Source organism: Mesorhizobium sp. 01N446 (assembly GCF_056399285.1).
This window is the reverse complement of sequence record NZ_JBFTRA010000009.1, coordinates 43,155-69,251: the sequence shown is the minus strand read 5'-3', so window position 1 is coordinate 69,251 and position 26,097 is coordinate 43,155. Positions and strand designations below refer to the sequence as shown.

Below are 26,097 nucleotides of genomic sequence, written 5' to 3'. Positions count from 1 at the left end.
TCCTTCCCGACAGAGCTGATGGACGACACGCGCTCCCGGCAAATCGTCATCGCCGGAGCGGGCGTCGCCGGGCTGACCGCGGCACTTGCTTTTGCCAGACGCGGCTACCCCGCGCGGGTGTTCGAACAGGCGCCGCGCCTGGAAGCCGTAGGCGCCGGCCTCCAGCTCTCTCCCAACGCGACACGCATCCTGCGCGACCTCGGCGTACTCGACCGGCTGTTGCCGGCGGCGGTGCGGCCGGAGGCGGTGGTGCTGAAGGATGCCAGGACGTTGCGCCAACTGGCTCAGGTGCCGTTGGGGCAATCGGGTGAAGACCGCTGGGGAGCCCCGTATCTCGTCGCGCACCGGGCGGACCTGCAGAGCGCGCTGATGGCGCGTGTAGCAGAGATGCCTGATGTCCATCTCACAACCGGTGCGCGCGTCCAAAGAATTGCGACCGGCAGCCATGGTGTCACGGCGACCGTCGAGCTCGGCGGCAAGACGGCAGAGGAACAAGGCTCCTTGCTGGTCGGCGCCGATGGCGTCTGGTCGTCGGTGCGCGGGCTTGTCGATGCGAAAAGGATGGCATCGCCAAGAAGCCGTTTTTCGGGAGAGTTGGCCTGGCGCACCACCGTCGCGGCCGACAGCAGCGCCGGGCAAGCCTTTGTCGCGATCGGCGCGGCCGATTGCGTCACGACTTTCCTGCATCCAGGTTTCCACATGGTCGCCTATCCCGTCAGCAAGGGCGACGCCTTCAACCTCGTCGCCTTCACCAAAGGCGAGCGGATCGCCGAGGGCTGGTCCGGCCATGCCGATCCCGGCATCCTCGCAGCCGCTATGCGCGGCACCGCGCCAGGACTCGTGAGGCTGGTGGAAATGGCCGGCCCTTGGCTGACATGGCCGCTGCATACCGTCGAACAGAAACAGCCCTGGACAACGCCAGCCGGCATCGCGCTGATCGGCGATGCCGCCCATGCGATGACGCCATTCGCGGCGCAGGGCGCGGCGATGGCGATCGAGGATGCGGCGACGCTTGCCACTCTGGTCGCCGACTTCCCCGGCGATCCGCGGCAGAGCCTCAGCATCTGGGAAAATCTGCGACGGCCCCGCGTGGAAAAGGTGCTTAAGCGCGGTGCGCTCAACCGGCTTGCCTGGCACGCCCGAGGCCCGGTGGCGCTGGCCCGCAACCTGGTGCTGGCGACACGACCGGCGGAGAAGCTCGCGGCCGACCTCGACTGGCTCTATGGCTGGCAGCTGCAGAAGATCGTTCGGCGGTAGGGCATCGAGGCCAGCTACCTTGACGTAATGGTTACATCATATGGAAGAATTGCGATTTGAACGGATCCGGAAAAGGCCAAATCGAATCTGCGAAAACATGGGGTGAGTTTCGAGACCGCAGTTCGCGTTTTCTCCGACCCCTTCGCGCTGGTGGAACAGGACAGAGTTGAGGACGGTGAGTACCGCTGGCAAACGACACGCATGGTTGACGGCGCGCTTGTATTGCTGGTTGCCCATGCCGACCGCGAAGAAGACGGCATAGAGGTGATCCGGATCATTTCAGCGCGGCGGGCCGCGCCGATAGAAAGAAAACGTTATGCGCAAAGTCATTCGATATAAGTTTGACCCGGCAAATCCACCTCCGCTGACGGAAGCCCAGAAGGCGGAAATTGCGGCTTTGAAGGCGCGCCCCGAAGATGATGTCGATACCAGTGATATCCCTGAATTGACTGAAGATTTCTGGCAGAACGCTGTTCGAAATCCGTATTTCAGACCGATTAAGCAGCAGCTGACCCTTCGTCTCGATTCTGACCTCGTCGCGTGGTTCAAGGGGCGTACGCCCGACGGTCGCGGTTATCAAAGCGTGATCAACAAGGCATTGCGCGAATACGTGACGAAGCAGGACCGCAAAGCCGGTTAGCTAATTATACAGCCGCAACGACCATCCCAGCGACACAGGCAACGGGTTCCACCAGCCGGTGCGCAGGCCGGCGGTGCGCAACGCCGCCGCCGTCCAGGTGTTGCAGCCGACCAGCGCGTTGAAATGGCCGTTGGCTTCGTAGAAGCGGTCGTAGCTGGAGTAAGCCGCATTCTCGACGACGATCGGGCCACCAGGCCCCCGCTGAAAACTGGCCTCGATGAAATCGAGCAGGGCCGCGAATTGGTCATCCCCAATGTCGAAGCCGGCGACATCGGGATGCGGTTCGACGATATCGCCGGCTACATCGACATGCATGACCGACGCGTCGAGGGTCAGCGCCTTCATGACCGGTACGGCCTTGAGCTCAGACCAGGTCGGTGTTTCCAGATAGAAGGCGCGGCCGCCCCAACCGACGACGATGTAGCGCACTTCCGGAGCATCGGCAGGCAGCCCGGCGTCCACCAGGAAGTGGAAGCGCTTGCGTACGGCATCGTCCACCGGAATGGCGATGTCGGTATGGATCGGGTTCTTCAGCACCAGTATGTGCCGCGTGCCCTCGCTCGCGGACGCCGCCGGCCAGAGCGGGCGCGGCACCAGCGTGCCGAGGACCGCCGCAAGCACGATCGCGGCCAGTACCATAGTGAGGAAACGCAGGACTTTTCTCATCGATGCCCCCTGCTGCCCTGCCGCCAATCGCATGAGGCCATCCATAAGCAAAGAGCCCGGCCGCATTGCGGCCGGGCTCTTGCGCTTGATGTGGAGCCGCTCAGTGCAGGATCTGGCTGAGGAACAGTTTGGTGCGCTCATGGCGCGGGTGGTCGAAGAACTCGGCCGGCGTGTTCTGCTCGACGATCTGGCCCTGATCCATGAAGATCACCCGGTTGGCGACCTTGCGGGCAAAGCCCATTTCGTGGGTGACGCACAGCATGGTCATGCCTTCCTCGGCCAGACCAACCATGGTCTCCAGCACCTCCTTGATCATTTCAGGGTCGAGCGCCGAGGTCGGCTCGTCGAACAGCATGATGCGCGGGTTCATGCACAGCGAGCGCGCGATCGCCACGCGCTGCTGCTGGCCGCCGGACAGCTGGCCCGGATATTTGTTGGCCTGCTCCGGGATTTTCACGCGCTTGAGGAAATGCATGGCGATTTCCTCGGCCTGCTTCTTCGGCGTCTTGCGCACCCAGATCGGCGCCAGCGTGCAGTTCTCCAGGATGGTCAGGTGCGGGAACAGGTTGAAGTGCTGGAACACCATGCCGACCTCGCGGCGCACCTCGTCGATCTTCTTCAAATCGTTGGTCAGTTCCTTGCCGTCGACAATGATCTTGCCCTTCTGGTGCTCTTCCAGCCGGTTGATGCAGCGGATCATCGTCGACTTGCCCGAGCCGGACGGGCCGCAGATGACGATGCGTTCGCCGCGCATCACCTTCAGGTTGATGTCCTTCAGCACATGGAACTCGCCGTACCATTTGTGCATGGCGATGATGTCGATGGCGACATCGGTGGTCGAGATGTGCATCTTGGCGGCGTTGACCTTGATCTCTTCCGCGCTGACGGCGTTTTCGGTGGCCATGACAGGGTCCCCTTGTTCTTTTATCTTTGGTTATGATGCATGTCGTCGTCCCAAAACCGCAACACAGTTTTGGGCGACATGCATCAGCGTTTGTGGCCGGTGTCGAGCCGGCGTTCGGTGTACATTGAATAGCGCGACATGCCGAAGCAGAACAGCCAAAAGACGAAGGCGGCGAACACCAGGCCGGACCTGGCCGTCTGCGGCGTCGCCCAATTGGCGTCCGAGAAGTTCTGCTTGACGACGCCGAGCAGGTCGAACATCGAGATGATGAGGACCAGGCTGGTGTCCTTGAACATGCCGATGAACGTGTTGACGATGCCGGGAATGACCAGCTTCAGCGCCTGTGGCAGCACGATCAGCCCCATCTTCTGCCAATAGCCGAGCCCGAGCGAATCGGCGCCTTCATATTGGCCTTTGGGGATCGCCTGCAGGCCGCCGCGTACGACTTCAGCCATATAGGCGGCGGCAAACAGCGACACGCCGATCAGCGCCCGCAGGAACTTGTCGAAGGTGACGCCGGCGGGCAGGAACAGCGGCAGCATGACGCTGACGAAGAACAGGACGGTGATCAGCGGGATGCCACGCACCGTTTCGATGAAGATCACGCACAGCGTCTTGACGATCGGCATTTTCGAGCGCCGGCCGAGCGCCAGCACGGTGCCCAGCGGCAGCGACACGGCAATGCCGACGAAGGACAGGCTGAGCGTGACCAGCAGGCCGCCCCAGCGCGAGGTCTCGACATGCGGCAGGCCGAGCACGCCGCCGATCAGCAGGAAGAACGAGACGATCGGCAACACCAGGAAGAGCAGGATGGCGTTCAGCCCCTTGCGCGGCACACGGGGGATCAGCATCGGCACCAGCAGCACCACGAACATGATGGCAACCAGGATCGGCCGCCAGCGTTCCTCGATCGGATAGGTGCCGAACATGAACTGGCCGAACTTGGCATTGACGAAGGCCCAGCAGGCGCCGGTCCAGCCATCCGGCTGAATGCCGCCTTGTGCGACGGTCGCGCAGACCGTGCGGTCCGGCCCGGTCCACACGGCATTGATGAACGCCCAGTTGATGACCTGCGGCAGGACCCAGGCAACGATGGCGATGCCAAGGATGGTCATGATGGCGTCGCCGACCGTGCCGACCAGGTTCTTGCGCACCCAGGCGACAGGGCCGCTGACGCTGGCTGGCGCGGGCTGCGCCAGGGCCATTTCGGTGCGCACCCAGGACATATCGTGTTCCTGCATGGCTCTACCTTTCCACCAGCGCCATTCTGGCGTTGACCACGTTCATGACGGCCGAGGTCACCAGGCTGAGTATGAGATAGGCGATCATCATGATCAGCACGCCTTCGACCGCCTGTCCGGTCTGGTTCAGCACCGTGCCGGCCGTCGCCGTCAGGTCCGGATAGCCGATGGCGATCGCCAGCGACGAGTTCTTGGTCAGGTTGAGATACTGGCTGGTCAGCGGCGGGATGACGATGCGCATGGCCTGCGGCACGACAACCAGCCGCAAGATCGACCCGGATCGCAGGCCAAGGGCCGCTGCCGCCTCGGTCTGGCCCTTGCTGACCCCCCGGATGCCGGCGCGCACGATCTCGGCGATGAAGGCCGCGGTGTAGCAGGACAGCGCCAGATAGAGCGACAGGAACTCCGGCTTGACCTGAAAACCGCCGGTCAGGTTGAAGGTCGATTGTTTGGGAAGATCGAAGCTCAGCGGAAAGCCGCTCAGCACATAAGCGAGCAATGGCAGTCCGGCGATCAGCGCCACGGCTGTCCAAAACACCGGAAATTGCTGGCCCGTCGCCATCTGCCGCTGGCGCGCCGTGCGGGCGACGAACCACGCCATGGCGATGCCGACAAGCAAGGCGACGAAGATCAGCCAGGAGCCCTCGCCCCAGACCGGGCGGGGAAAGTAGAAGCCACGCTGGTTGAGGAAGGAGCCGAAGGGCAGATGATAGCTGTCACGCGGCGCCGGCAGAACGGCCAGCACGCCGGAATACCAGAAGAAGATGACCAGCAGCGGCGGGATGTTGCGGAAGACCTCGACATACACCGTGCAGATCTTCTGGATCAGCCAGTTCTGCGACAGGCGGCCGATGCCGATGACGAAACCGATGATCGTGGCGGTGATGATGCCGGCCACGGCGACGATGACGGTGTTGATCAGGCCGACGACGATGGCGCGGCCATAGGTCGAGTCCGACGTATAGGCGATCGGCGTGTCCGAAATGTCGAAACCGGCGCGTCCCCTGAGGAAACCGAAGCCCGACGCTATGTGCAGGCGCTGCAGATTGTCGATGACGTTCTGCACGATCCACCAGACGGAGCCGAACAGGACGATGACGACCAGCGTCTGGAAGAAGAGACTGCGGACTTTCGGATCATTGATGAAGGAAGCCCTGCTGGACTCCTCGCGAAGAACTTCCTGCGATGCCATGCGACCGTCCCCTGGAAAGAGAAACCGGAAGGCAGATGTCTGCCTTCCGGATCACATTTCGGTCAGCGGATCGGCGGAGCGTATTGCAGGCCGCCCTTGGTCCACAGCGCATTGATGCCGCGCGCGATCTTGAGCGGGCTGCCCGAACCGACATTGCGATCGAACATTTCGCCGTAGTTGCCGACCGCCTTGACGATGTTGACGACCCAGTCATTGGAGACGCCGAGATCGGTGCCGATCTTGGTGTCGGCTTCCTGGCCGAGAACACGCTTGATCTCCGGGCTGGCCGAGTTCTTCATCTCATCGACATTGGCCTTGGTGATGCCGAGTTCCTCAGCGTCAAGCAGCGCGAAATAGGTCCACTTGACGATATGGTACCACTGGTCGTCACCCTGGCGCACGGCCGGTCCGAGCGGCTCCTTGGAGATGATCTCGGGCAGCACGACGTGATCGGCAGGCGCGCCCAGCGTCAGGCGGATGCCGTAAAGGCCCGACTGGTCGGTGGTGTAGACGTCGCAGCGGCCGGCATCATAGGCTGCGTTGACCTCTTCGAGCTTTTCGAAGACGACCGGATTATATTCCATCTTGTTCGCCTTGAAGTAGTCGGCGAGGTTGAGCTCGGTGGTGGTGCCGCTCTGCACGCAGACGGCGGCGCCGGAGAGCTGGAGCGCCGAATTGACGCCCGGCAGCTTCTTGGCGTTGATCATGAAGCCCTGGCCGTCATAGTAGGTGGTGCCGACGAAATTCAGGCCAAGTGCGGTGTCGCGATTGATCGTCCAGGTGGTGTTGCGCGACAGGATGTCGACCTCGCCGGACTGCAGCGCGGTGAAACGCTCCTTGGCGCTGAGCGGCGTGAACTTGACCTTGGTGCCGTCACCGAAGACGGCGGCCGCGACAGCGCGGCAGAAATCCGCGTCGATGCCTTGCCAGTCGCCCTTGTCGTCCGGCGCCGAGAACCCGGCCAGACCCGTCGAGACACCGCACTGGATGAAGCCCTTCGCCTTGACGGTGTCGAGCGTCGTCGCCGACGCGGCCGACGCCATAAATCCGAGCGTAGCGGCCCCAAGGATGCCGATAGCAATATGTTTCATGACCCACAGACCCTTTTCTGTTTTCAGGCAAAACCTGATCTTTTTTCCCGTGTGAACGCAGCTTCCCATTCCAGCCCATTCCCGGAATCCCGCATCGTAACCGACGCGCCGCCTCCCATTCACGAACAGCATCGAAGGCGATAATTCCCGTGAGGTCAAGGGAAATGACCGAATCCGAACGTCTTTGAAAATCGATTGCCCGAAATGCCCGAATTGCAGACAAACGCGCCCGCATTTTAGTCACGGCGCGAATAAAGTCGGCAAAGCGCATTCAACGCAAAGGCGGGCCAGCGGCATAATCCATCCCTGGCACCAGCCTGACGTCGCTGATCTGGACACCGGATGTATTGGCACGTCCGAAGACTGTCATCGGACCTGGGAGTCAAAGCGCACGAGACATCAACCACACGCCGGCCGCCACCATCAGCGCACCGGAAATGCGCGAGATCAACGGCCCGCTCGTGGCCGTCTTTTCCAGGAGAACGAGGATGGCGATACCGGCAATCCACAGGATATTCATGACGCCGCCGACGAACAGCAGGGCCATCAGCGCCCAGCAGCAGCCCAGACAATAGAGGCCGTGATCGATGCCCAGCCGAATCGCGCCTGATGGCGCGGAACGGAAGCCGCCATGGCTCATCAGGAACCCGATCGGCCCCTGGCATTGGCGCAGGCAGGCGCCCTTGATCGGGGTCCATTGATAGAGGCCGGCGGCGATCAGGACGAGGCCGCCGAGGATCGTGCTGTCGGTCGCCATCGAGGGATCGAGCAGGGCCAGGCGGACGAGCAGCCATTGCGCGCCGGTCGCGGCGATGCTGAAGACGATCCAGACGGTGAGATAGCCGGTGAAAAACCATCCGGTCGACGCGATGGGGCGGCCATCCGCCTGCGCCTTGCGGCCGATGCCGGCATAGAGCAGCAACAGCGGCGCGACCGAAGGCGTCATCATGCCGACCATCATCACCGCCCACATGGTGAAGATGAAAGCGAAGTCGGCGGGTGCCCAGGCCCGGAAGCCTGGCGCCACGGCGCCGCCCACATCCATGCCGCCCATGTCCGTGCCACCCATGTCCGTGCCATCCATGTCCGTGGTCGACATGTTCATTCCGGCCATATTGCCGCTCGCTCCGGCCGTCATCGGGGACGCGGGCATGGCCATGTCGATGGCGAGCCACAACACATAGGCCCAGGCGAACACCGCAATCACGACAAGCGCGGCCATCACGACCATACGGTCGCGCCGCAGCACCGCCTCCAGCGCCGTGTCGCCCATCGGATCAGGTCAATGCACGACGCCGCTCTGCGTGAGATGCAGATTGGCGAAATGGCTGTGGGTGTCGGCCAGCTCGAACTTGATCGGGCCGGTCGCCTTGGTCCAGCCGCGACCGATCTCGGCCATTGCGTATTCGAAGCCGTGCGGCAGGTCGATGCGAGCCCGATGCTCCGCGCCGGTGACCGGATTCTTGATCGGCTCGCCGCGACCGTCGGTCACGCCCTTGACATGCAGACGTCCGGTTCGCGCGTCGACGTCGACCTCGAATTCGATCGGGGCAAAGATCGGGTCATGGAATTTCTCCAGCGTGGTCGAAAACACCTGGAATATCGTCGCGCCGGGTTCGGTGTCCTGTCCGCCCAGTATGCGAAGCAGCGCTTCACGCTGGGCCTCGCTTGCCCTTTCATCGACCACCACCGCTGCTTCGCCCCTGCCCTCATGGATGGCGCCGGGCCAGCGGAAAATCCCGACGAACCGCAATCCATCGAGTTTAGTGGCCCCGTGATGGCCGCTCTCGATTTCCATGCCGGCAACCGCCTGGCAGAAGCCGTGCGTGGGCGCGGCATTGAACTGGCATGGACAGCCATAGGCACAATTGCAGTTGATGAATTCGCGCGCCTTCATCGTCCATTTGACGTCGGGCATGGCATTCCTCCCCTTGCCGCGCTCCTTGAGCGCGATGGCCGGATCGGGGGATCAGGAGGTAACCGGCCAAAAACCATCCGGCAGCATCTGAGGCAACCCGGCGATTAATATTAGAAATTGATTATATATGTTTCACAGCCGCCCACAATAGGTTGACCGGGGGACGGATCGGCTGCGCCGACGATCACTGCCGCACCTTGGCCGGCTCCCGCCGCAATGCCGTTCAGGTGGAGAATTGGCATATTCGAAGTCCATTCCTGGCGGACGGCGGGCTGTTGCGCCGCCCATGGCACCGCACTATGGCTAGCGCCTTATCAAACAAGGCGAAGACAAAGCATGGCTAAGGACGGCAACGAGGTTTCCGGCAAGATGGGTATCAACACGCGATTGGCCCATTCGGGCAACAACCCGCACGACTATTTCGGCTTCGTCAATCCGCCTGTCGTGCACGCCTCGACCGTGCTGTTCCGCAACGCCGCCGCAATGGCGGGCCGCAACCAGAAATACACCTACGGCACACGCGGCACGCCGACGACGGACGCCCTTGCCCAGGCCATCGACGAGTTGGAGGGATCCGCGGGCACGATCGTGGTGCCGTCGGGCCTCGCGGCGGTGACCATTCCCCTGCTCGCCTTCGTATCGGCCGGCGATCATCTGCTGATCGTCGATAGCGTCTATCATCCGACCCGTAATTTCGCCGACACGATGCTGAAGCGGCTCGGCGTCGAGGTGGAGTACTACGCCCCGGATGTCGGTGCCGGCATCGCGGCGCTGATCAAGCCCAACACCAAAGTGGTGTTCACGGAATCGCCAGCCTCCAATACATTCGAGGTGCAGGACATCCCGGCGATCGCCAAGGCAGCGCATGCGGCCGGCGCCATCGTGATGATGGACAACACCTGGGCGACGCCGCTCTATTTCCGGCCGCTCGACCATGGCGTGGACATTTCCATCCACGCGGCGACGAAGTATCCGGCCGGTCATTCCGACGTGCTGCTCGGCACGGTCTCGGCCAATGAGAGCCACTGGAAGCAGCTCTATGAGAGTTTTTGCACGCTTGGCTGCTGCGCAGGACCCGACGATGTCTACCAGGTGCTGCGCGGCCTGCGCACGATGGGCGTGCGCCTGGAGCATCACCAGCGCAGCGCGCTCGCCATCGCGTCGTGGCTCGAAGGCCAGAAGGGCGTGGCGCGCGTGCTCCACCCTGCCCTTCCCAGCCATCCGGACCACGATTTGTGGAAGCGCGACTTCTGCGGCTCGAGCGGCATCTTTTCCATCGTGCTCGCCGGCGGCGGCCAGAAGGAGCAGCACGCTTTCCTCGACGCGCTGCGGATCTTCGGCCTCGGCTATTCCTGGGGCGGCTATGAGAGCCTTGCGGTGCCGGTCTGGCTCGGCGACCGCGTCGTTGCAAAAGCCCCCTATGAAGGTCCGCTGATCCGCCTGCAGATCGGCCTCGAGGATGTCGACGACCTGAAAGCCGACATTTTGCACGGGCTGGCCGCGGCGACGGCCTAACCGGCGCGCGCGGGCTGACGGCCGGACAGAATCAGCCGGCAGCGGCAAGGCCTTGGCGCTGATGACAAAGCGCGAGCCGCTCACGGCATCCCATCGGAGCGTGGCGCGCAATATTATTCTCCCGAGCCATGACTTTGCGGATTTGTTTGACTTTCAAATCCGCGGGTTCGGCCGCATTGCCTGCTGCACGGCATTTCCGACCAATCCATTTCCAACAAAGCTTGCCATGGCCTTTCGTCTTTTTGTCCCCATCCTTGCCGGCGCAACGCTGCGCGAGCGGCTGCTGGCCTGCATCGGCGCCACGATCGGCATCGCGCTTACCGGCGTGATCAGCGGACTGGCGATGGGCAGCGGCCCGCATGTGGCCCTGCTGGTGGCGCCGATGGGCGCGTCCGCCGTGCTTCTGTTTGCCGTGCCAGCGAGCCCGTTGGCGCAGCCCTGGTCGATCATCGGCGGCAATTCCATATCGGCGCTGGTGGGTGTGACCGTGGCGCATTTCATCCATGATCCGGTCATGGCCTCTGGCCTCGCCGTGGCGCTCGCCATCGCTGCCATGTCGTTCACACGCTGCCTGCATCCGCCGGGCGGCGCGGCGGCGCTGACGGCGGTGCTCGGCGGACCGGCCGTGGTCAGCGCCGGATTCCTGTTTCCGTTCGTGCCGGTGGCCCTGAATTCGATTATCCTGGTCACGCTCGGCTTGCTGTTCCACAAGCTGGCGCGGCGCAACTACGCGCATGTCGCCGCACCCATAGCCAACAGCCATGGGACCGCCGATCCGCCGGCGCGGCAGCGCGTCGGTTTTCGGCCAGAGGACATCGACGCGGCGCTGACCACGCTCGACGAAACTTTCGACATCGGCCGCGAAGACCTCGAACGGCTTTTGAGACAAGTCGAACTGCAAGCCATGGTGCGCTCGCACCGGACGCTGCTTTGCCAGGACATCATGTCCCGCGACGTGGTTTCGGTGCCCGAGCAGGCCACCGCCGACGAGGCGCGCCGGCAACTGCTCGATCACAACATCCGCACCTTGCCGGTGGTCGACGCGGATGCCCGGCTGGTCGGGGCCGTCGGCCTGCGCGAACTGACCAGGGCCACCGACACGGTGAAGGGCGTGATGTCGAAGGCCGGCACCGCTTCGCCCGACACCCCGGCGATGAGCCTGCTTCCGGTACTGACCGACGGCCGCAGCCACGCCGTGGTCATCGTCGACGGCGAACGGCGTATTCTCGGCCTGATCACCCAGACCGACCTTCTGGCGGCGGCTGCACGCGTGCAGGCCGCAGACAAGGGATTGGCGGCTTAGAGCGTTTCGCCGTTTCACGGAAACAGCGAACCGCTCTAACTCTTTGTTTTGACGCAATTCCCAAGGGAAAGCGCTACGCGCTTTTCCCGGGAAACCCGCCCACACTTTTCCTGGAATTGCTTTAATATAGCTGCGCCAGGTTGCCGAAATCCGGGAACCTTTTTCCGGCGGGCGCATCCAACGTGCAGTCAAGCGTCTATTCGGGCGTCTGTTCGGGGAGATCCGGTCGCGATGAGCAAGCTCGTAATGCCCGCCACGATGCCCGGAGTGGCCGAGGCCTTCTCCAGCGACCTGCTGCTCGTGCAGCGATCCCTGGCGCGCGACGCGGGCGCCTTCCGCACGATCATCAAGACATACAACCAGCGGCTCTACCGCATCGCGCGCGGCATATTGCGCAATGACGCCGAAGCCGAGGACGTCGTCCAGGAGGCCTATGTCCGCGCCTTCGCCAGCCTGGCGGCATTTCGCGGCGATGCCTCGCTCGCCACCTGGCTGTCGCGCATCGTCATCAACGAGGCGCTCGGCCGCCTGCGCAAGAGGCGCCGCATTGTGGCGATGGCCGAAAACCCGGAAGCGCAAGTCATCCGCTTTCCCCTCAACCCCAGCGACGATCCGGAGCGGACAATGGCGCAGCGGCAGATTCTCGCACTTGTCGAACGGGCGACCGACAGCCTGCCCGACATCTACCGCATGGTCTTCGTGGCGCGCGTCATCGAGGGGCTGAGCATGGAGGAAACCGCCGATCTGCTCGGCGTGCGGCCGGAGACCATCAAGACGAGGCTGCACCGGGCACGTAGCCTGTTGCGCAAGGCGCTGGATGACGAGATCGGCCCGGTGCTGCTCGACGCCTTCCCCTTCGCCGGCCGCCGCTGCGAACGGCTGACCAAGGCCGTGATGGGTCGGCTGGGCTTCGAATGATCCCCTCGCGATTTCCCGGGAACGTTTCTCCCGGCAGCGCATCCAATCAGCGTCAACTGGAAATGTAAGCCCGGCGCTTCCTCGCGGCCGGGCGAAGGAGGATGCCATGTTCACCCGATATACCGCCGCCCTTGCCGCCCTGCTCCTCGTCAGCGCTGCCCCGTTCGCGCAAGCCGCCGACAAGCCGACCGACCCGCAGATCGCCCATATCGCCTACACAGCCGGCGTCCTCGACATCGAGGCGGCCAAGCAGGCGATCAAGACATCGAAGAACAAGGAGGTCGTCGCCTTCGCCAAGGACATGGAGCGCGACCACGAGGCGGTGAACAAACAGGCGCTCGACCTGGTCAAGAAGCTCAAGGTGAAGCCCGAGGACAACGCCACCAGCCAGGCGCTGACCAAGGCGGCGGAAGAAGAACGCGCCAAGCTCGCCAAGCTGAAGGGCGCGGCTTTCGACAAGGCCTATATCGAGAATGAAGTCGCCTACCACAAGCAGGTCAACGGCGCGCTCGAAACGCTGCTCATTCCTTCGGCCAGCAATGCCGAGTTGAAGAGCCTGCTCGAGACCGGCCTCAAGATCTTCCAGGGGCATGAGCAGCACGCCGAACATGTCGCCGGCATGCTGAAATGAAATCGGGCGCCTTGATCCGCCTGTCCTGGCTGGCCGTGCTGGCGCTTACCGCGGCGCCGGCGCAGGCCGCAACCATAGAGGTCACCATCGACAAGCTCGTCTTCTCGCCGGCGACCATCGAGGCGAAGGTCGGCGACACGATAGAGTGGGTGAACAGGGACTTGATTGCCCACACGGCCACCGTGAAAGGCGGCTGGGAGGTGATGATCCCGCCGAAGAAGTCGGCAAGCCTGACGTTGAAGACGGCGGGGGCGGTCGACTATTTCTGCCGCTTCCATCCCAACATGAAGGGTCACGTGAACGTCGCGCCGTGATGCGCGCGGGATAGCTGCCATAGGCCGGCATCACAAAAAGCCCCTTCCATTGAGGGTCTTTGCGTTACCGCTCTGGTTGGAGCGGATCTGGGTCTATCGCTTTCTGGCGACCACTAAGAAATTCTGAGCAAAGCGCGCTGGGACACCAGCGCGCCTGCATATCGTCTCAACAGGCCCGACCAACATCTCGCAAAGCCTCGGTAGCAGCCACCCGGGTCGCGGCAAAAACCCATAGCCGATGACCCGTTCGACGACAAACCCGTTGGAAACGAGCATCTGGCGATATGCGTGGATGCTTAACGTACTGCGCACGACGCGCCCCTGTAGTCGGTTGAGAAAGCGGTAGACCAGACCCATTGGCGAGGTTGCGTTCATGTGGATGTTCGAAACCAGCAACCCACCATCGTTCAAGTGCTCATGAATGGCCGACAGTGCGTCCCGCCTAAGAGTGTCTTCAGCGTTCAGGAAGAACCGAAAAGCTGTGACCACGTCGAATCTTCTGGAAAGGGGGGCAACCGTCAGATCGGCTTCCACCAGTTGGACGTTGCCCGGAACCCGCGCGCAAGCGAGCATGGATTGAGAGACGTCGACGCCGACGACCTCACCAAACAATGGGCCTGCAACAGTTGTGACGCGGCCTGTGCCGCAGGCGAAGTCAAGGCAGCTGCGACCCGGCCCGCCAAGAGGCCTAAGAATGTTTTCAACCAGGGAGCGTTCGATACGCAACCACAAGGCAGCATAGTAGCCGGAACGGTAGGTTTTCGTGTAGTCGGCGCCGTAGCCTGGAGTCTGATGGCTCGATCGGTAATCGCTATAAGCGCTCGCCTCGAATGACCGCTCGGTCAATACATCACCACGAGAACCGTCCATCACAACCACCTCCATTCTGGGGCCGCTAATAGATTTCACTCGTCCTGCTCAATCGTCATGCGTTCACATGACGCGGACCTTACAAAGATGTAAGGAAGGGAGCAGAATTCCGTCTATGTCGGGAGGCCGGGATCCGAGGCGATTGCCTGGCAGTACACGCATGGCGCGCCGGCGTATCCGGTCTCGCCCGACGGCTACTCGCTGGACAGCTTCTATTTCGGACGACCGGGCGCAGAGAAAGTGCAGATCGACCTGCTCGGCGACTACAAGAGCAATGTCGCCCCCTATCCTGCCTTCCACGCCTATTTCCGCACCCACAAGCCGCCGTTCCTTGCGGTGTGCGGTGAAAGTGCTGGGGCAATTGGGGTTCACCGTCGGGGCGAAGTGACGGTGGCCGGCCGGCGGTCTCCCGCCTCGGTATGACGCATCACCTCAACGCTTTGCCCTGACCGGCCGCCTGGTCGAGTCGCAGCGAGGCGCGCCTTGCCTCGTCCGGCCTGGTGACGTGCGTCCAGGAGCCGTCATAGCTGGGCTTGCGCCGCTCGATCCAGGCGGCAAGCCCTTCCCTGAGATCGGCGGTCGGGGCCATGCGGGCGAATTGTTCGGCCTCGACAAGCAGTCCTTCCGCGATGCCGAGGTTGATACCGCGCGCCACCGCGGTGAGAATGCTGGCGAGCGCTGCCGGCGAATGCGTGATGATGCGGCGGGCAAGATCGTGCGCCGCCGGCATAAGCTCGGCATGCGGCACGACCTGATTGACCAGCCCAAGTTCGAGTGCCCGCGGCGGCGGAAACCAGTCGCCCGTCAACAGCAATTCCAGTGCGCGCTTGCGTCCGGCAAGCCGCGGCAGGCGCTGCGTGCCGCCGAAGGTCGGCGGCATTGCAAGGTTGATCTCCGGTTTGGAGAACAGGGCGCGGTCGCTGGCGATCGCCAGCGGCACGGCCTCGGTGATCTCGCAGCCACCGCCGAAGGCAATCCCGTTGACGGCGGCGATGATGGGTTTGCGGAAGGCTTCAAGCCTTGCCGTCAGCCTCTGGCCGCGCAGGACGAAATCGCGCAGCGCCACATCCGTGCCGGCCGCGACGCTCAGTGAGAATTCGTGGATATCGCCACCCGCCGAAAACGCCCGGTCCCCTGCTCCAGTGAGGATGACAGCCCGGATGCTGCCATTGACTTCAATGTCGTCGAGGATCGCGAGCAGGCGATCGATGAGGGCGTAGTTCAGCGCATTGAGCTTTTCCGGACGGTTGAGGGTGAGGATGCTCACCCCGTCGCGGGTCTCGTTCAGGACAAGATCTGCCATTGCTCTTCCTTTCCAGATACGACGGAAAGGGATCACGCTTTCGATTGCGTGTATATTCACTAGTCGGTATACACGACCGATGCCTGAAGCCGCCAGCCCAACCCGCAAACGCATCGTCGATGCCGCGACGAGGCTGTTCTATGCCGAGGGAATCGGCCGGGTCAGCGTCGACGCCATTGCCGAAAAGGCGGGCCTCACCAAGCGCACGCTCTACTACCACTTCAAGAGCAAGGACGACCTGATCGCCGCCTATCTCGACGGGCGCGACCAGCCCAATTTGCGGCAGATGGCCGGCTGGTTCGATGCCGCGGAAGGCGGTGCGGACCGCAAGGTCGAGGCGATCTTCAGCAATCTGGCGCGGGCTGCGCGCCACCCGAAGTGGAAGGGATGCGGTTTCCTGCGCACGGCAGCGGAACTCGCTTCGATGCCCGGCCATCCGGCGGTGAAGGTCGGATCACGCCACAAGTCGAATTTCGAGGCATGGCTGGCCGGCGCGTTGTCCCACCGCGGCGTCAAGGAACCGCAGGCGGTGGCACGCGAGATCGTGCTTTTGATCGATGGTTCGTTTTCGATCATGCTGGTCCACCGCAATCCCGAATATATCGAGGCGGCAGGACGAGCCGCGGCGGCGCTTGTCCGGGCGAGATCGCAGAACAAGGAATGACCAACCGTGGCTTGGAACGCGGCCGGCAAGCATGGTATCGCAATGCCAGGAGGCGTTGATGCGTATCATCTTCCGATGTGATCCGACGTTGATTGAGCATTTGCCGCGCCCGATCCCGGCGCGGGGCGCTCTGCCGGAATGGCTGCGCGCGATGCCCGCCACCGCCTATTCGGAGATCCACGGCCGTGACATTCGGACGCTCAAGCAGTGTCCGCCCGTTGTCGATGCGATGACCTATGGCTTCATGGTCCTGCTGCCATGCGACATCGTCGTCGACAAGGGCACCTTTTCCTGGGACTGGCAAATTCCAGAACCGCTCACCCAGAACCACCCCAGAGCGCCATTGAGCTTCCACACGCCGGGGCAGCTCGCCGGCAGCCCGTTTGCTACGCCTGGCCAAGCCGCCCTCAAATTCAACAGCTTCTGGACCATCGAGCTCGAGGATGGCTGGTCGCTGTTCGCGACGCATCCGGTCAATCGCGAGGATCTTCCGTTCCGGCTGGTGACCGGCTTGGTGGATTCCGACCGGTTCAGCGATGGCGGCATCAATTTCCCGGCGGTCTGGACGGAACCTGGGTTCTCCGGCGTGCTCCCGAAAGGAACTCCCGTCGCACAGTGCTTTGCGGTTCCGCGCGCCGCGCCGCAGCTGGAATACGAGGTGTTCGACGAAGAACGGCAGGCGTCTTATGCGCAGACGGTCGCTAGTGTCCTGTCAACGCCCGGCGTCTACCGCAAGCGGTTTCGCGCTAGGCGGGGGCGCGCCGCCGGCGAGTGAGCGACGCAGCGCTTCCTCATCGAGCCATAACCTGCCGCTCGGCGCCGATGTGAGCGCCATGGCGATGACGCCGAACGTGGATGGGCGCAGACGATAGGCCATCGAATACGCCGCCATGGCCCCGTCGAGGTCGCCGGTTTCCTGCAAGACGACGCCCAGATTGACGGCAGCCTCCGGTGCGTCCGGGTTCATCTCAAGCACACGTCGGTAGGCTTCGGCGGCGCTGCCGAACTTGCGCATGTCCTGACGCACCAGTCCGAGATCGAACCAGGCAGCCGGACGCCCACCGCCGGCGACGGCGCGTTCGAGGAGGGCTTCCGCCTCCAGAGACTCGCCGCGTTCCCACGCAAGGTGCCCCAGGCGTGCCATTGCCTCCTTTGATTTCGGATCCCGTTGCAAGACAAGCGTCCAGCATTCGCGCGCGGCCGAAGCATTGCCTGCCTGGTCGAGGGTACGTGCCCGCTCGATCAGTATCTCCGCCTGTGATGACAGCTTTGCCGCGCGATCCAGCTGTTGCAACGCCGCGTCAAACCGGCCATCGGCCCTGGCAATTCTGCATGCGAGAATCAAGGCGGGCACATTATCCGCACGAGCGGCCAGACTCGTCTCGATGCGCGTGCGGGCTCCCGACAAATCCGCCCTGGCGAACAGGACCGCCGCCAGAAGATGGCAAAGTGCTGGATCGTCCGGGTGCTGCTTCAGGCCCAACTCGCACAGCTGCATTGCCTGGCCATGATTACCGGAATTGAAAGCGGCCACCGCACGTCGGATCAGATCGCCGCTTTCGACTTGATTCGTATTCGTCACCGCTTTGCGGCTCCCTCTAGAATCCGAATGCCAGCCATGCCGTGCCGGCGACGAGCGTGATCAACGTCAGCGGCAGGCCGACCTTGAAGAAGGCACCGAAGGACAAGGGTGTGCCGGCGGCCTTGGACTGCTCGGCGACGATCAGGTTGGCGACCGAGCCGAGCAGCGTGAAATTGCCGGCGAGCGTGGAACTCATCGCCACCACCAGCCAGGCCCGCTCCGGGTTTTCCAGCCCGGGTATGAACGGCCGCAGCGCCAGCACCGCCGGCACATTGCTCATGATGTTGGAGAGCACCGCGGTGAAGCCGGACAGGCGCCAGACATCGTCCAGGCCGAGATTCTTGGCCGAGGCGATGAGATCGGGCGTCAGCAGCGTCCTTTCGGCGCCGGCAACCACCACGAACAGGCCGGCGAACATGAACAGCAGCGGGCCGTCGATCTCGCGGTAGATGCGTTCGGGCTTGATGGCGCGGGTGAGCAGGAGAATGGCGCCGCCGATCAAGGCTGCCTTGGCAACGGGGACGCCGGCGAAGAAGGCGAAGGCCAGCCCGATGCAGACGATCACCGCCTTCAGCACCTGGCCGCGATGCATGCGGCCGCGCGAGACATGCGGCGTCAATTCAGCGGTGCGGGTGAATTCGGCGCGATAGACGATGCGCACGATGACGATGACCGCGACAAGGCCGAACAGGGCGACCGGCGCCAGCGCCGCCGAAAAGGCGGGGTAGGAAATGCCTGACAGCGCACCGATGACCATGTTCTGCGGATTGCCGGTAATGGTGGCGACGCTGCCGCAGTTCGACGCGGTGGCGGTGGCGATCAGATAGGGGATCGGGTTACGGTTGATGACGCGGGTGACGTGGACGACGATCGGCGCCATGACCAGGCAGATGGCGTCGTTGACCAGGAAGGCCGACAGCACGCCGGTCAGTAGCGTCACCATCACCAGCAACATGAACGGTGCGTGCGCATGTTCGATGGCGATGGCGCCCAGGCCGCGAAAGGCGCCGGAGACCTTCAGATGCGCCACCACGATCATCATGCCGAGCAGAAGCGTGATCGTATCGAAATTGATGGCGCGGTAGGCGTCCTCCATGCTGATCGCGCCAATGGCGATCATCGCGGCGCCGCCAAGCAGCGCGATGCCAGCCCGGTCGAGACGCAGGCCGGGGATGCGGCCGATGGCGACGCCGGCATAGGTCAGGACCAGGATCAGCAGTGCCGCCGCACCCATCGATGTCATTGGTAAGAAGCTCCGCGCGATCCGGTGGCGCCGATGCGGTCCGCCGATTGATTCTTTTGCATGTCAGCTTTGGCGATGTCGAGGTTGATGACGAACGGAGTGGGCAAGCCGTGGTTCCTGCCCGGTATCGCTAACGCCGATAGAAATCCAGCCGCTGTTGCAATGCCTGCGGCGAAAACAGCCGCTCGACGGTCTGCCGCGCCTCGTGGCCCACGTCGGCCCGCAGCGCCGGATCGGCCTTGAGTTCGGTCAGGATTTGCGCCGCCTGCTGCGTCGTCTCGAAGAGAAAACCGTTTTTGCCGTGGCTGATATGGTCGGCATAACCGCCATACGAATGGCAGACCACGGGCAGGCCGCAAGCCATCGCCTCGAACACCACGCGGCCGAACGTCTCCACATGCGAGCCGGTGCGATAGTAGAACACGTCGAGCGTCGGCAGGAACTGTTCGGCGGCGAACTGGCCCTGCGGCAGGAGTTCGAGGTGCGGATGCGGCGCGAGCCTGTCCCTGAGCGGCATGCCGCCCTGGATCCGCACCGCAACGCCATCGGTCAGCAAGGCCTCGTAGAGCGCAACATCGTCGGCATGATGCTTGTCCGCCGTGTCGCGGCTGAGCCGCCCCACCGTGAACGGACCATCCGGCCTTGCCGGTCGTGGTGAAAAACGCCCGATATCGATCGGCGACGGATGCACGACGCCTTCGACCTGCAGCATGCGCTTCTGAAAGTCGGAGATCAGCACCAGCTCGGCGTCGGGCCAGCCCAGCAGGCGCGGCATGCCGGTCGTCAGGCCGATGATCTTCGGGTGAAAGGTGTTGAAGACATAGATCAGCCGGCGTGGCCGGCGGACCAGGTAAGGCCAGATCTTGTTGCGCCAATGCGCGCCGAGGAAGACATAGGTGCCGCCGTCCGGCACGTCGCGCCTAGCCGGCGAGGCGCGGCGAATCGGAAATTGCCGCATCAGTTCGTCGGACACGCGCGAAGAGGTTGCCCAAAGGCGCACCTGCTGGTCGACACTCAGCAGCCGGTACAGGTCCAGGGTTTCGCGTTCGCTGCCGCCAAACGGGTTCTGAAAGCCGTTGAACAAATGGATCATGATCGCAGCGCTTGCCTGGCCTTGCCCGGGGCCACCCCATCACTCGTTCGCCGGCATCGAAAAGGTTGTGGCTGCACCGGCGGCCCTGATGATCGAGGAACTCAAGAAAGCAGAAATGTCCGTGGCGATGCCCATACATCGCGTCAGCCGGAGGAAGCACACCGACAAGGAAGCGTCAAGGAAGTGGCTACGTCAGCCTCGCGCGCTAAAGGCCGCGGTCAATGCATCGTGGCGGCGCTGGGCTGGGACACCAATGCGGCTTCCGCCGGGTCGAAACTGACCTGATCGCGGCCATTCGATTTGGCGGCATAGAGCCGTCTGTCGGCGGCGGAGAATATCGCCTCGTAAGTCGTCGGGCCGCTGAAGCTGGTGCCGCCGATCGAGACGGAAAGCGGACAGGCGCGGCCGCCGGGCGAAAAATCCATTTCGCGTATCCGCCGGCGGATGCCTTCGGCAACCAGCCAGGATTGCGAGGGGTCGACACCGGGAAGAAAGACGCCAAACTCCTCGCCGCCGATGCGGCCGACAATATCGCTGCCGCGCAGCTGTCCCTTGATCGCCTGGGCGATCAGCTTGAGCGCCTGGTCGCCGCAGTCATGGCCGAGGCGGTCGTTGATCGACTTGAAGTGGTCGGCGTCGATGATCAGCAGCGCGCCAGAACGGGTATCCTCTTGCTTGCGGGTCTGCTCGAGATAGGCCTCGACCAGCATCGAGAAGGCGCCGCGGTTCAGCACCGCCGTCAGGCTGTCGGTCGCGGCGATGACGCTGAGGTCGCGCTGCGCTATCGCCAACTGGCGGATCTTCCACATCAGGAAAAACAGGAACGACCCGCCCAGCACCAGGGGCAGCATCAGGTCCGTCATTTGTGCCCGCCAGACGGCCTCGGGCGAGAGATAGGGGAAATTGAAGGAATCGACGAAAAACGCCACGGCAATGAAGAATGCCGTGCCGGCGGCGGTGACAGCGATCACCCTGCCCCAGCTGGTCGGCGACAGGTCAAGCTTCATCCATTCCACTCCGTTAGCCGTCGCTACTATGACGTACCAACGCAAACAAAATGATAAGACTTTCCGTTCAATTCGATATCGACAGGCCTCGCGCGAATACGCGAATAGAAGCATCGCCTCGGAGTCAGCGGCTTTGCGGCAAGACCACCCTTGCCCGCAGGCCGCCGCCGGGTGCGCGCGACAGACCGAGACTTCCGCCATAGAGTTCCACGAGTTCAGCGGCGATCGGTAAGCCGAAGCCATGGCCCGGCGTCGCCTCGTCGATGCGGCGTCCTGGCCGCATCACCTCCGGCATCGCCGTCGCGTCGAGACCAGGACCGTCATCATCGATGTCGATGATGACGCGGCTTTCATCAGTGTTTGCCGAAACGATGATGCGCGAACGTGCCCATTTGCAGGCATTGTCGAGCAGGTTGCCGAGGATCTCGTCAAAGTCCTGCATCTCGCTTGCGACCGCGACGTCGGAAGCCGCCGAGACTTCGAAGGTCAAGCCGCGCTCACGGTGGACATTAGCCATCATGCCAGTCAGGTCGGTGAGCCTTTCGGCGACGTTGGTGCTGGCACGGGCGGGGCCGGCCAGCGCCGCGGCCCGAGCGCGGGCCAGATGATGGCGGATCAGCCGCTCCATCAATTCCAGCTGGGCGCGCATTGCGGCGACATCCGCGCCGGGGACGGCCCGAGCCATAGCGCCTGCCGGCCGCTTCTCAAGCGCCAGGCCCAGCGCCGCGAGTGGTGTCTTCAGGCCATGCGCCAGATTGGCAACATGACGCCTGGCGCGCGCCAGACCCTCGGCATTGTTGGCCAGCAGGCTATTGACCTCCTCGACCAACGGCAGGATTTCACTGGGCTGGTCGGTGGAAAGCGCGCTGCGCCTGCCGGCGCGGATATCGGCCAGCCCTGCGCGCAGGTTGGTGAGCGGACGCAGACCGAGCCGCACCTGTGCCAGCATGGCGCCGACCAGCAGAAGGCCCAGCAGCGCCAGCGCCAGCGCCAGCGGCAGCAGCGCATCACGTAGCGGCCCATAGATGGCGCGATAAGGCGCGGTCGCAGCCACGATCACCGTCTCCGCCCCGACCGGCACATCGAGGATGCGCCAATGCAAGGTCTGACCATCGGCACCCGCACCATCGGCTGACCTTGGGCGGCCGAGCGAACGCAACGCCCCGAACAGGTCCGGAAGGCCGGGGATATTGTCGAAGCGACCGGGATGGACCGGCGGCAGCTTCATGGCGGCGTGGCCGGCAAGCGAGGCCGAGACAATTTCGCCGTCCGGCCCGACCGCTTGCCAGGCCCAGCCAGAGCCCGGGCGGTCGAAAGGCGGTCCGTTCAACGCCGATTTGACCGTAAGCCTGCCGTCGCCATCGCGCTCCAGGGAACCCGCTATCGCAAAGACCTGGCCATCCAGCCGCTGGTCGATCTGGGAGATGACGAAGCGCTGCAGAATTAGGGCGATGGCGATGCCGGCAAGCAAAAGTGCCGCAACAATGGCGACAATTGCCGCCAGCCTCAGCCTGCCCGCCAGCGAGCGCGGGATCAGTCTCATGTCACGGCCGCGGTCAGCCGGTAGCCGAGACCGCGAACCGTCTCAATATGCTGGTGGCCGATCTTGCGGCGCAACCTGGCGACAATCACTTCCAGCGAATTGGAATCGACCTCCGCATCGCCGTCATAGACGCGGTCGAGCAGATCGGTACGCGTCACCACGACCTCCTTTCGCAGGATCAGGCTGGACAGCACGCGCCATTCGAGGCCGGTCAGCTTCAGCGGCAAGCCATCGATCTCGAAACTGCCAAGCTGCGCGTCGAAAGCGAGCGGGCCGCAGATAATTTTCGTCTGCGCGTGACCGGCTGCCCTGCGTACCAGCGCGCGCAGCCGCATGATCAGTTCCTCGGTCCGGAATGGCTTGGTCAGATAATCGTCTGCACCTGCCTTGAAGCCTTCGACCTTTTCCGACCAGCCGTCGCGCGCCGTCAAAATCAACACCGGCATGTTGCGCCCCGCCGCGCGCCAGGCCTTGAGCACCGCCTTGCCTTCGATCCTTGGCAGGCCAAGATCGAGAACGGCGACGTCATAGGCGCCGGTGTCGCCGAGATGGTGACCATCCTCGCCGTTGCGGGCAATGTCGACAACGAAATTCTCGCCGCGAAGCGCCTCGCCCACCTGGCTGGCGATCGATCCGTCGTCCTCGACGAGCAGCACCTTCATTGCATCGATTTTCCCGTATGTGCCTTGACGCCGGCTCCTAAGCCCGCGGGCTTAACTGAAGCTGAACGGCCTGGTTCAGGCTCGGTTCCTGTCGGCCGGCTAGAACGATCGCCATTCCACCACAACAGAAAGGCGACCACGATGATCAACACTCCAGAAACCGCCGACACGGCGACAGCAGCCGGGCCACCGGAACGCCGCCGACCTTACCTCACCGGCCTGTTTGCCGCCGGATTGATTGCATTCGGGCTGGTTGCCGGCGGCGCCGCCACGATGTTGGCGGCACCACGCGACAGCGTCATGCTGATGCAGCCGACAAGCATCGCCGCGCTTTCGCCCTACAGCACCGTCGCCGTCAAAGGCAAAGTCGCCGAGATCTTCGGGAACAAGTTCGTCATCGATGACGGCAGCGGCCGTGCACTGGTCGAAACCGGACGGCGCGGCGAAGGCGGCAAGCTGGTCGCCGCAGGCGAGACGCTGACCGTGCAGGGCCATTTCGACGACGGCTTCATCCATGGTGACTTGCTCGTCCATGCCGACGGCCGTGCCGAAAGCCTGCGGCCGCCGAGGCCAGGTCCCCGTGGCCTGCTCGACCGGCTGCATGGACCTGATGTCGAAACTGTCGCCCCTGGCGCGCCCGGCTGATCGCTTGACCCCACAAGATAAGGAAACAGACATGAAGAAAATTGTCCTGGCAGGCCTTGCCCTGACCTTGATGGCCTCGGCTGCCTTTGCTCAAGCCGACGCTCCGCCTCCGCCGCCTCAGACTGCAGTCGATTCCGCGGCTCCCGACAATGCGCCACCGCCTCCGCCACCACCTGGCCCGGACGGCATGCGCGACCGCCACGGACCGCCGCATGGCCGCGAAGCCGGCCCACCACCGCCGCCGCCATCAAAGGCAGCCCATTTTCGGCTGAGGCGCGGCGACGTGGAGGTCGACGCCAAATGCGCTGACGACGAGACCATGAAGGCCTGTGCCGACACGGCCTCGCAATTGATCGACAAATTGGCGACGCTGCAGCGCTAGCGCTGCGCGCATATGCTAAAGGACGGCCGCCCAAAAGGCGGCCGTTCGGATTTCGCGGTTTTGAAAGCTTGGAAGGTTGGCTGATGGACCAGCCGCCATCAATTGGGCTCACCCAGCACGTTTACAACAAATGACGCCGCGATCAGGTCGTCAGCATCAAGGCGTAGAGAGCCTTCGCCGCCCCCCATGATCGAAGCCACTTTCTGAAAGGTCTTCATCTCGTATTCGGTGATGCTGGCATCCTGCATTCTGGCCTTGAGTTCAGCGATGCGCCGCACCAATGCGGGGGACGTTCCAATTTCACGTTTCGACATAGCCTCGTTTTCTCCTCCCCCAACCCGTGCTCGTTTGGCCCCGCCCCTTCGCCGGCCGCACATTGCCTTTTATGAGGCTCCGCGAATACAAGGCCCCGAACGCCTGATGTGGGCTAAGGTTCCAACCTCGGGGGATCACGAAATAATTCCTGGTCGCCCCACGCGGCGTTGCTCTATTGCCCCGCCGTCAGCACCAGTGTCGTAATGGAGTTGCGCGCCTCAACCCGCTCCAGACACCGATCCGGAATGTTCGGCCACGTCGCGGCGGCGCATTCCTTATCGGTGACGGCAACGGGTTCGCCGGGCTGGACGTCCGCCGCCTGAGTCGCCGTGGACGCGAAAAGAACGGTCTGCGTTATCAGAGCCGAGAAAACGGCAACCTGAAACAGCACGGCGGCGAAGGCGATCTTCTTGAGCATGCCAGGCAACGCGCAACCAGGCGCCAGGTTCCCGCGGGTCACGTCTTACGGCGAGCGCGGCACCGTGCCGGCGCGGCAGAAGGTCAACCGACACGCCTGCAACAGGACGGAAACAACCTCGTAAAATCAGAGATTTATTGGCGATCCCGACAGGATTCGAACCTGTGACCATCGGCTTAGAAGGCCGGTGCTCTATCCAGCTGAGCTACGGGACCGCTGGCCGGCCAAAGGGGCCGGCTGGATATCTGGCGCTGGCGCCGATCAGTGCGTCCAGGGCGTCCTGCGGTCATAGCGGAAATTCTCCGCATAGGAAATCTGGCGGCGCTTGGTCTCTTTCGGCTCCTCGACACGGAATGCAAGGCCTTCCTTTTCGGCGTAAGCCACGGCCTCTTCGCGCGTGTCGAAGGTAAGCCTGATCTGGCTTCTCATGTCTCCCGACGTCGTGTAGCCCATCAAGGGATCGATCTTCTTGCGCATCTCGGGGTCGAATTCCAGCACCCAGTGGCCGGTCTTGGCCTTGCCCGACTGCATCGCGGTTTTGGCTGGGCTGAAAATGCGCGCGGACATGGCCACCTCATGGTTGTGCAAGGCGGCATCGCCGCCCCTTCGCCCGTCATTACTGCGCAATGCGCATGGCGGCAAGGTTTTTGCACTTGCCATGTAACACCGAAATGAATAGGCAACAGACCGTTCGGAGTGTAGCGCAGGCTGGTAGCGCATCTGGTTTGGGACCAGAGGGTCGGGAGTTCGAATCTCTCCACTCCGACCATCCTCTTCATA

Annotated in this window: 29 protein-coding genes, 2 tRNA genes and 2 pseudogenes; 14 read left to right on the top strand and 19 right to left on the bottom strand. The window is 63.4% G+C overall.

Translation table 11 applies throughout. The features are described from left to right. Window positions 1-18 precede the first annotated feature (18 nt). The 3 genes and pseudogenes from AC1DPX_RS27905 (at window position 19) to AC1DPX_RS27895 (ending at window position 1,897) form a co-directional block, all read left to right on the top strand. On the top strand, window positions 19-1,257 hold the full coding sequence (locus tag AC1DPX_RS27905) for an FAD-dependent monooxygenase (protein ID WP_477240646.1): 1,239 nt from the start codon (window positions 19-21) through the stop codon (window positions 1,255-1,257). Between the two features lie 63 nt (window positions 1,258-1,320). Then, a pseudogene (locus AC1DPX_RS27900) lies at window positions 1,321-1,596 on the top strand (BrnT family toxin); the annotation flags it as partial. Beyond that, complete coding sequence (locus AC1DPX_RS27895; RefSeq protein ID WP_477240644.1) at window positions 1,574-1,897, top strand: BrnA antitoxin family protein; 324 nt, start codon at window positions 1,574-1,576, stop codon at window positions 1,895-1,897. The pseudogene AC1DPX_RS27900 and the gene AC1DPX_RS27895, both read left to right, overlap by 23 nt. Here the strand turns inward: AC1DPX_RS27895 and AC1DPX_RS27890 are convergent, their stop codons facing one another. From AC1DPX_RS27890 to AC1DPX_RS27860, 7 genes are all read right to left on the bottom strand, one after another. Then, complete coding sequence (locus tag AC1DPX_RS27890; protein WP_202354941.1) at window positions 1,898-2,563, bottom strand: TIGR02117 family protein; 666 nt, start codon at window positions 2,561-2,563, stop codon at window positions 1,898-1,900. Window positions 2,564-2,663: 100 nt separating this feature from the next. Beyond that, window positions 2,664-3,413, bottom strand: coding sequence for an amino acid ABC transporter ATP-binding protein (locus AC1DPX_RS27885; RefSeq protein ID WP_031240865.1), 750 nt, complete (start codon window positions 3,411-3,413; stop codon window positions 2,664-2,666). Between the two features lie 137 nt (window positions 3,414-3,550). Beyond that, window positions 3,551-4,708: an amino acid ABC transporter permease gene (locus AC1DPX_RS27880; RefSeq protein WP_477240642.1), complete on the bottom strand. Its 1,158-nt coding sequence runs from the start codon at window positions 4,706-4,708 to the stop codon at window positions 3,551-3,553. A gap of 4 nt (window positions 4,709-4,712) precedes the next feature. After that, window positions 4,713-5,900 (bottom strand): amino acid ABC transporter permease, encoded by a 1,188-nt coding sequence (locus AC1DPX_RS27875; RefSeq protein ID WP_202354943.1) that lies wholly within the window; start codon window positions 5,898-5,900, stop codon window positions 4,713-4,715. Between the two features lie 62 nt (window positions 5,901-5,962). Then, window positions 5,963-6,991, bottom strand: coding sequence for an amino acid ABC transporter substrate-binding protein (locus AC1DPX_RS27870; protein ID WP_202354944.1), 1,029 nt, complete (start codon window positions 6,989-6,991; stop codon window positions 5,963-5,965). A gap of 382 nt (window positions 6,992-7,373) precedes the next feature. Further along, complete coding sequence (locus AC1DPX_RS27865; RefSeq protein WP_477240640.1) at window positions 7,374-8,264, bottom strand: DUF2182 domain-containing protein; 891 nt, start codon at window positions 8,262-8,264, stop codon at window positions 7,374-7,376. Window positions 8,265-8,273: 9 nt separating this feature from the next. Further along, window positions 8,274-8,909, bottom strand: coding sequence for a DUF1326 domain-containing protein (locus tag AC1DPX_RS27860; RefSeq protein ID WP_202354946.1), 636 nt, complete (start codon window positions 8,907-8,909; stop codon window positions 8,274-8,276). 336 nt (window positions 8,910-9,245) lie between these two features. Here AC1DPX_RS27860 and AC1DPX_RS27855 point away from each other — a divergent pair, with 336 nt between their 5' ends. From AC1DPX_RS27855 to AC1DPX_RS27835, 5 genes are all read left to right on the top strand, one after another. Then, complete coding sequence (locus tag AC1DPX_RS27855) at window positions 9,246-10,424, top strand: cystathionine beta-lyase (protein WP_477240638.1); 1,179 nt, start codon at window positions 9,246-9,248, stop codon at window positions 10,422-10,424. Between the two features lie 226 nt (window positions 10,425-10,650). After that, window positions 10,651-11,727 (top strand): HPP family protein, encoded by a 1,077-nt coding sequence (locus AC1DPX_RS27850; protein ID WP_477240636.1) that lies wholly within the window; start codon window positions 10,651-10,653, stop codon window positions 11,725-11,727. 231 nt (window positions 11,728-11,958) lie between these two features. Beyond that, entirely contained in the window at window positions 11,959-12,645 is a 687-nt protein-coding gene (locus AC1DPX_RS27845; RefSeq protein ID WP_202354949.1) for an RNA polymerase sigma factor, read from the top strand. Window positions 12,646-12,751: 106 nt separating this feature from the next. Next, window positions 12,752-13,276 carry a DUF4142 domain-containing protein gene (locus AC1DPX_RS27840; protein ID WP_477240634.1) on the top strand — a complete coding sequence of 175 codons (525 nt, stop codon included), beginning with the start codon at window positions 12,752-12,754 and terminating at the stop codon, window positions 13,274-13,276. Then, window positions 13,273-13,590, top strand: a complete 318-nt coding sequence (locus AC1DPX_RS27835) for a cupredoxin domain-containing protein (RefSeq protein WP_477240632.1) — start codon at window positions 13,273-13,275, stop codon at window positions 13,588-13,590. The genes AC1DPX_RS27840 and AC1DPX_RS27835 overlap by 4 nt, the downstream gene beginning before the upstream one ends. Window positions 13,591-13,683: 93 nt before the next feature. Here AC1DPX_RS27835 and AC1DPX_RS27830 read toward each other — a convergent pair whose 3' ends face one another. Next, a complete protein-coding gene (locus AC1DPX_RS27830) occupies window positions 13,684-14,460 on the bottom strand; it encodes a class I SAM-dependent DNA methyltransferase (protein ID WP_202354952.1) in 777 nt (258 codons plus the stop codon). Between the two features lie 135 nt (window positions 14,461-14,595). Between AC1DPX_RS27830 and AC1DPX_RS27825 the strand changes: the two are divergent. Next, a pseudogene (locus tag AC1DPX_RS27825) lies at window positions 14,596-14,811 on the top strand (alpha/beta hydrolase); the annotation flags it as partial. Between the two features lie 76 nt (window positions 14,812-14,887). On the opposite strand, the gene AC1DPX_RS27820 reads toward AC1DPX_RS27825, so the two are convergent. After that, on the bottom strand, window positions 14,888-15,763 hold the full coding sequence (locus AC1DPX_RS27820) for a crotonase/enoyl-CoA hydratase family protein (protein WP_202354953.1): 876 nt from the start codon (window positions 15,761-15,763) through the stop codon (window positions 14,888-14,890). Between the two features lie 79 nt (window positions 15,764-15,842). Here AC1DPX_RS27820 and AC1DPX_RS27815 point away from each other — a divergent pair, with 79 nt between their 5' ends. Both AC1DPX_RS27815 and AC1DPX_RS27810 read left to right on the top strand, forming a co-directional pair. Then, window positions 15,843-16,427: a TetR/AcrR family transcriptional regulator gene (locus tag AC1DPX_RS27815; RefSeq protein ID WP_202354954.1), complete on the top strand. Its 585-nt coding sequence runs from the start codon at window positions 15,843-15,845 to the stop codon at window positions 16,425-16,427. 58 nt (window positions 16,428-16,485) lie between these two features. Next, on the top strand, window positions 16,486-17,202 hold the full coding sequence (locus AC1DPX_RS27810) for a hypothetical protein (RefSeq protein WP_477240630.1): 717 nt from the start codon (window positions 16,486-16,488) through the stop codon (window positions 17,200-17,202). Here the strand turns inward: AC1DPX_RS27810 and AC1DPX_RS27805 are convergent. From AC1DPX_RS27805 to AC1DPX_RS27780, 6 genes are all read right to left on the bottom strand, one after another. Continuing rightward, window positions 17,140-18,009 carry a tetratricopeptide repeat protein gene (locus tag AC1DPX_RS27805; RefSeq protein WP_477240628.1) on the bottom strand — a complete coding sequence of 290 codons (870 nt, stop codon included), beginning with the start codon at window positions 18,007-18,009 and terminating at the stop codon, window positions 17,140-17,142. The genes AC1DPX_RS27810 and AC1DPX_RS27805 overlap by 63 nt on opposite strands. 16 nt (window positions 18,010-18,025) lie before the next feature. Further along, complete coding sequence (locus tag AC1DPX_RS27800; protein ID WP_477240626.1) at window positions 18,026-19,252, bottom strand: anion transporter; 1,227 nt, start codon at window positions 19,250-19,252, stop codon at window positions 18,026-18,028. 130 nt (window positions 19,253-19,382) lie between these two features. After that, entirely contained in the window at window positions 19,383-20,345 is a 963-nt protein-coding gene (locus tag AC1DPX_RS27795; RefSeq protein WP_477240624.1) for a glycosyltransferase family 4 protein, read from the bottom strand. A gap of 218 nt (window positions 20,346-20,563) precedes the next feature. After that, complete coding sequence (locus AC1DPX_RS27790) at window positions 20,564-21,352, bottom strand: GGDEF domain-containing protein (protein ID WP_477240621.1); 789 nt, start codon at window positions 21,350-21,352, stop codon at window positions 20,564-20,566. 124 nt (window positions 21,353-21,476) lie between these two features. After that, on the bottom strand, window positions 21,477-22,895 hold the full coding sequence (locus AC1DPX_RS27785) for a sensor histidine kinase (RefSeq protein ID WP_477240619.1): 1,419 nt from the start codon (window positions 22,893-22,895) through the stop codon (window positions 21,477-21,479). Next, complete coding sequence (locus AC1DPX_RS27780; protein WP_477240618.1) at window positions 22,892-23,557, bottom strand: response regulator transcription factor; 666 nt, start codon at window positions 23,555-23,557, stop codon at window positions 22,892-22,894. Before AC1DPX_RS27780 ends, AC1DPX_RS27785 begins: the two co-directional genes overlap by 4 nt. Before the next feature lie 141 nt (window positions 23,558-23,698). Between AC1DPX_RS27780 and AC1DPX_RS27775 the strand changes: the two genes are divergently transcribed. Next, a complete protein-coding gene (locus AC1DPX_RS27775; protein ID WP_477240616.1) occupies window positions 23,699-24,202 on the top strand; it encodes a hypothetical protein in 504 nt (167 codons plus the stop codon). A 31-nt stretch (window positions 24,203-24,233) separates the two neighbouring features. Next, the gene (locus AC1DPX_RS27770; protein ID WP_477240614.1) at window positions 24,234-24,584 is read left to right on the top strand and encodes a hypothetical protein; all 351 of its coding nucleotides are present in this window, start codon (window positions 24,234-24,236) and stop codon (window positions 24,582-24,584) included. Between the two features lie 98 nt (window positions 24,585-24,682). Here AC1DPX_RS27770 and AC1DPX_RS27765 read toward each other — a convergent pair whose 3' ends face one another. The 4 genes from AC1DPX_RS27765 to AC1DPX_RS27750 all read right to left on the bottom strand — a co-directional run bounded on the left by AC1DPX_RS27765 (window position 24,683) and on the right by AC1DPX_RS27750 (window position 25,884). Then, complete coding sequence (locus AC1DPX_RS27765; protein WP_202354963.1) at window positions 24,683-24,898, bottom strand: hypothetical protein; 216 nt, start codon at window positions 24,896-24,898, stop codon at window positions 24,683-24,685. Between the two features lie 173 nt (window positions 24,899-25,071). Then, window positions 25,072-25,317, bottom strand: a complete 246-nt coding sequence (locus AC1DPX_RS27760; RefSeq protein WP_477240612.1) for a hypothetical protein — start codon at window positions 25,315-25,317, stop codon at window positions 25,072-25,074. Window positions 25,318-25,455: 138 nt separating this feature from the next. Further along, window positions 25,456-25,532 (bottom strand) — tRNA-Arg (locus AC1DPX_RS27755). A gap of 46 nt (window positions 25,533-25,578) precedes the next feature. Then, window positions 25,579-25,884 (bottom strand): ETC complex I subunit, encoded by a 306-nt coding sequence (locus tag AC1DPX_RS27750; RefSeq protein ID WP_015318428.1) that lies wholly within the window; start codon window positions 25,882-25,884, stop codon window positions 25,579-25,581. Window positions 25,885-26,009: 125 nt separating this feature from the next. Between AC1DPX_RS27750 and AC1DPX_RS27745 the strand changes: the two genes are divergently transcribed. Next, a tRNA-Pro gene (locus AC1DPX_RS27745) sits at window positions 26,010-26,086 on the top strand. The last annotated feature ends 11 nt before the right edge of the window (window positions 26,087-26,097 follow it).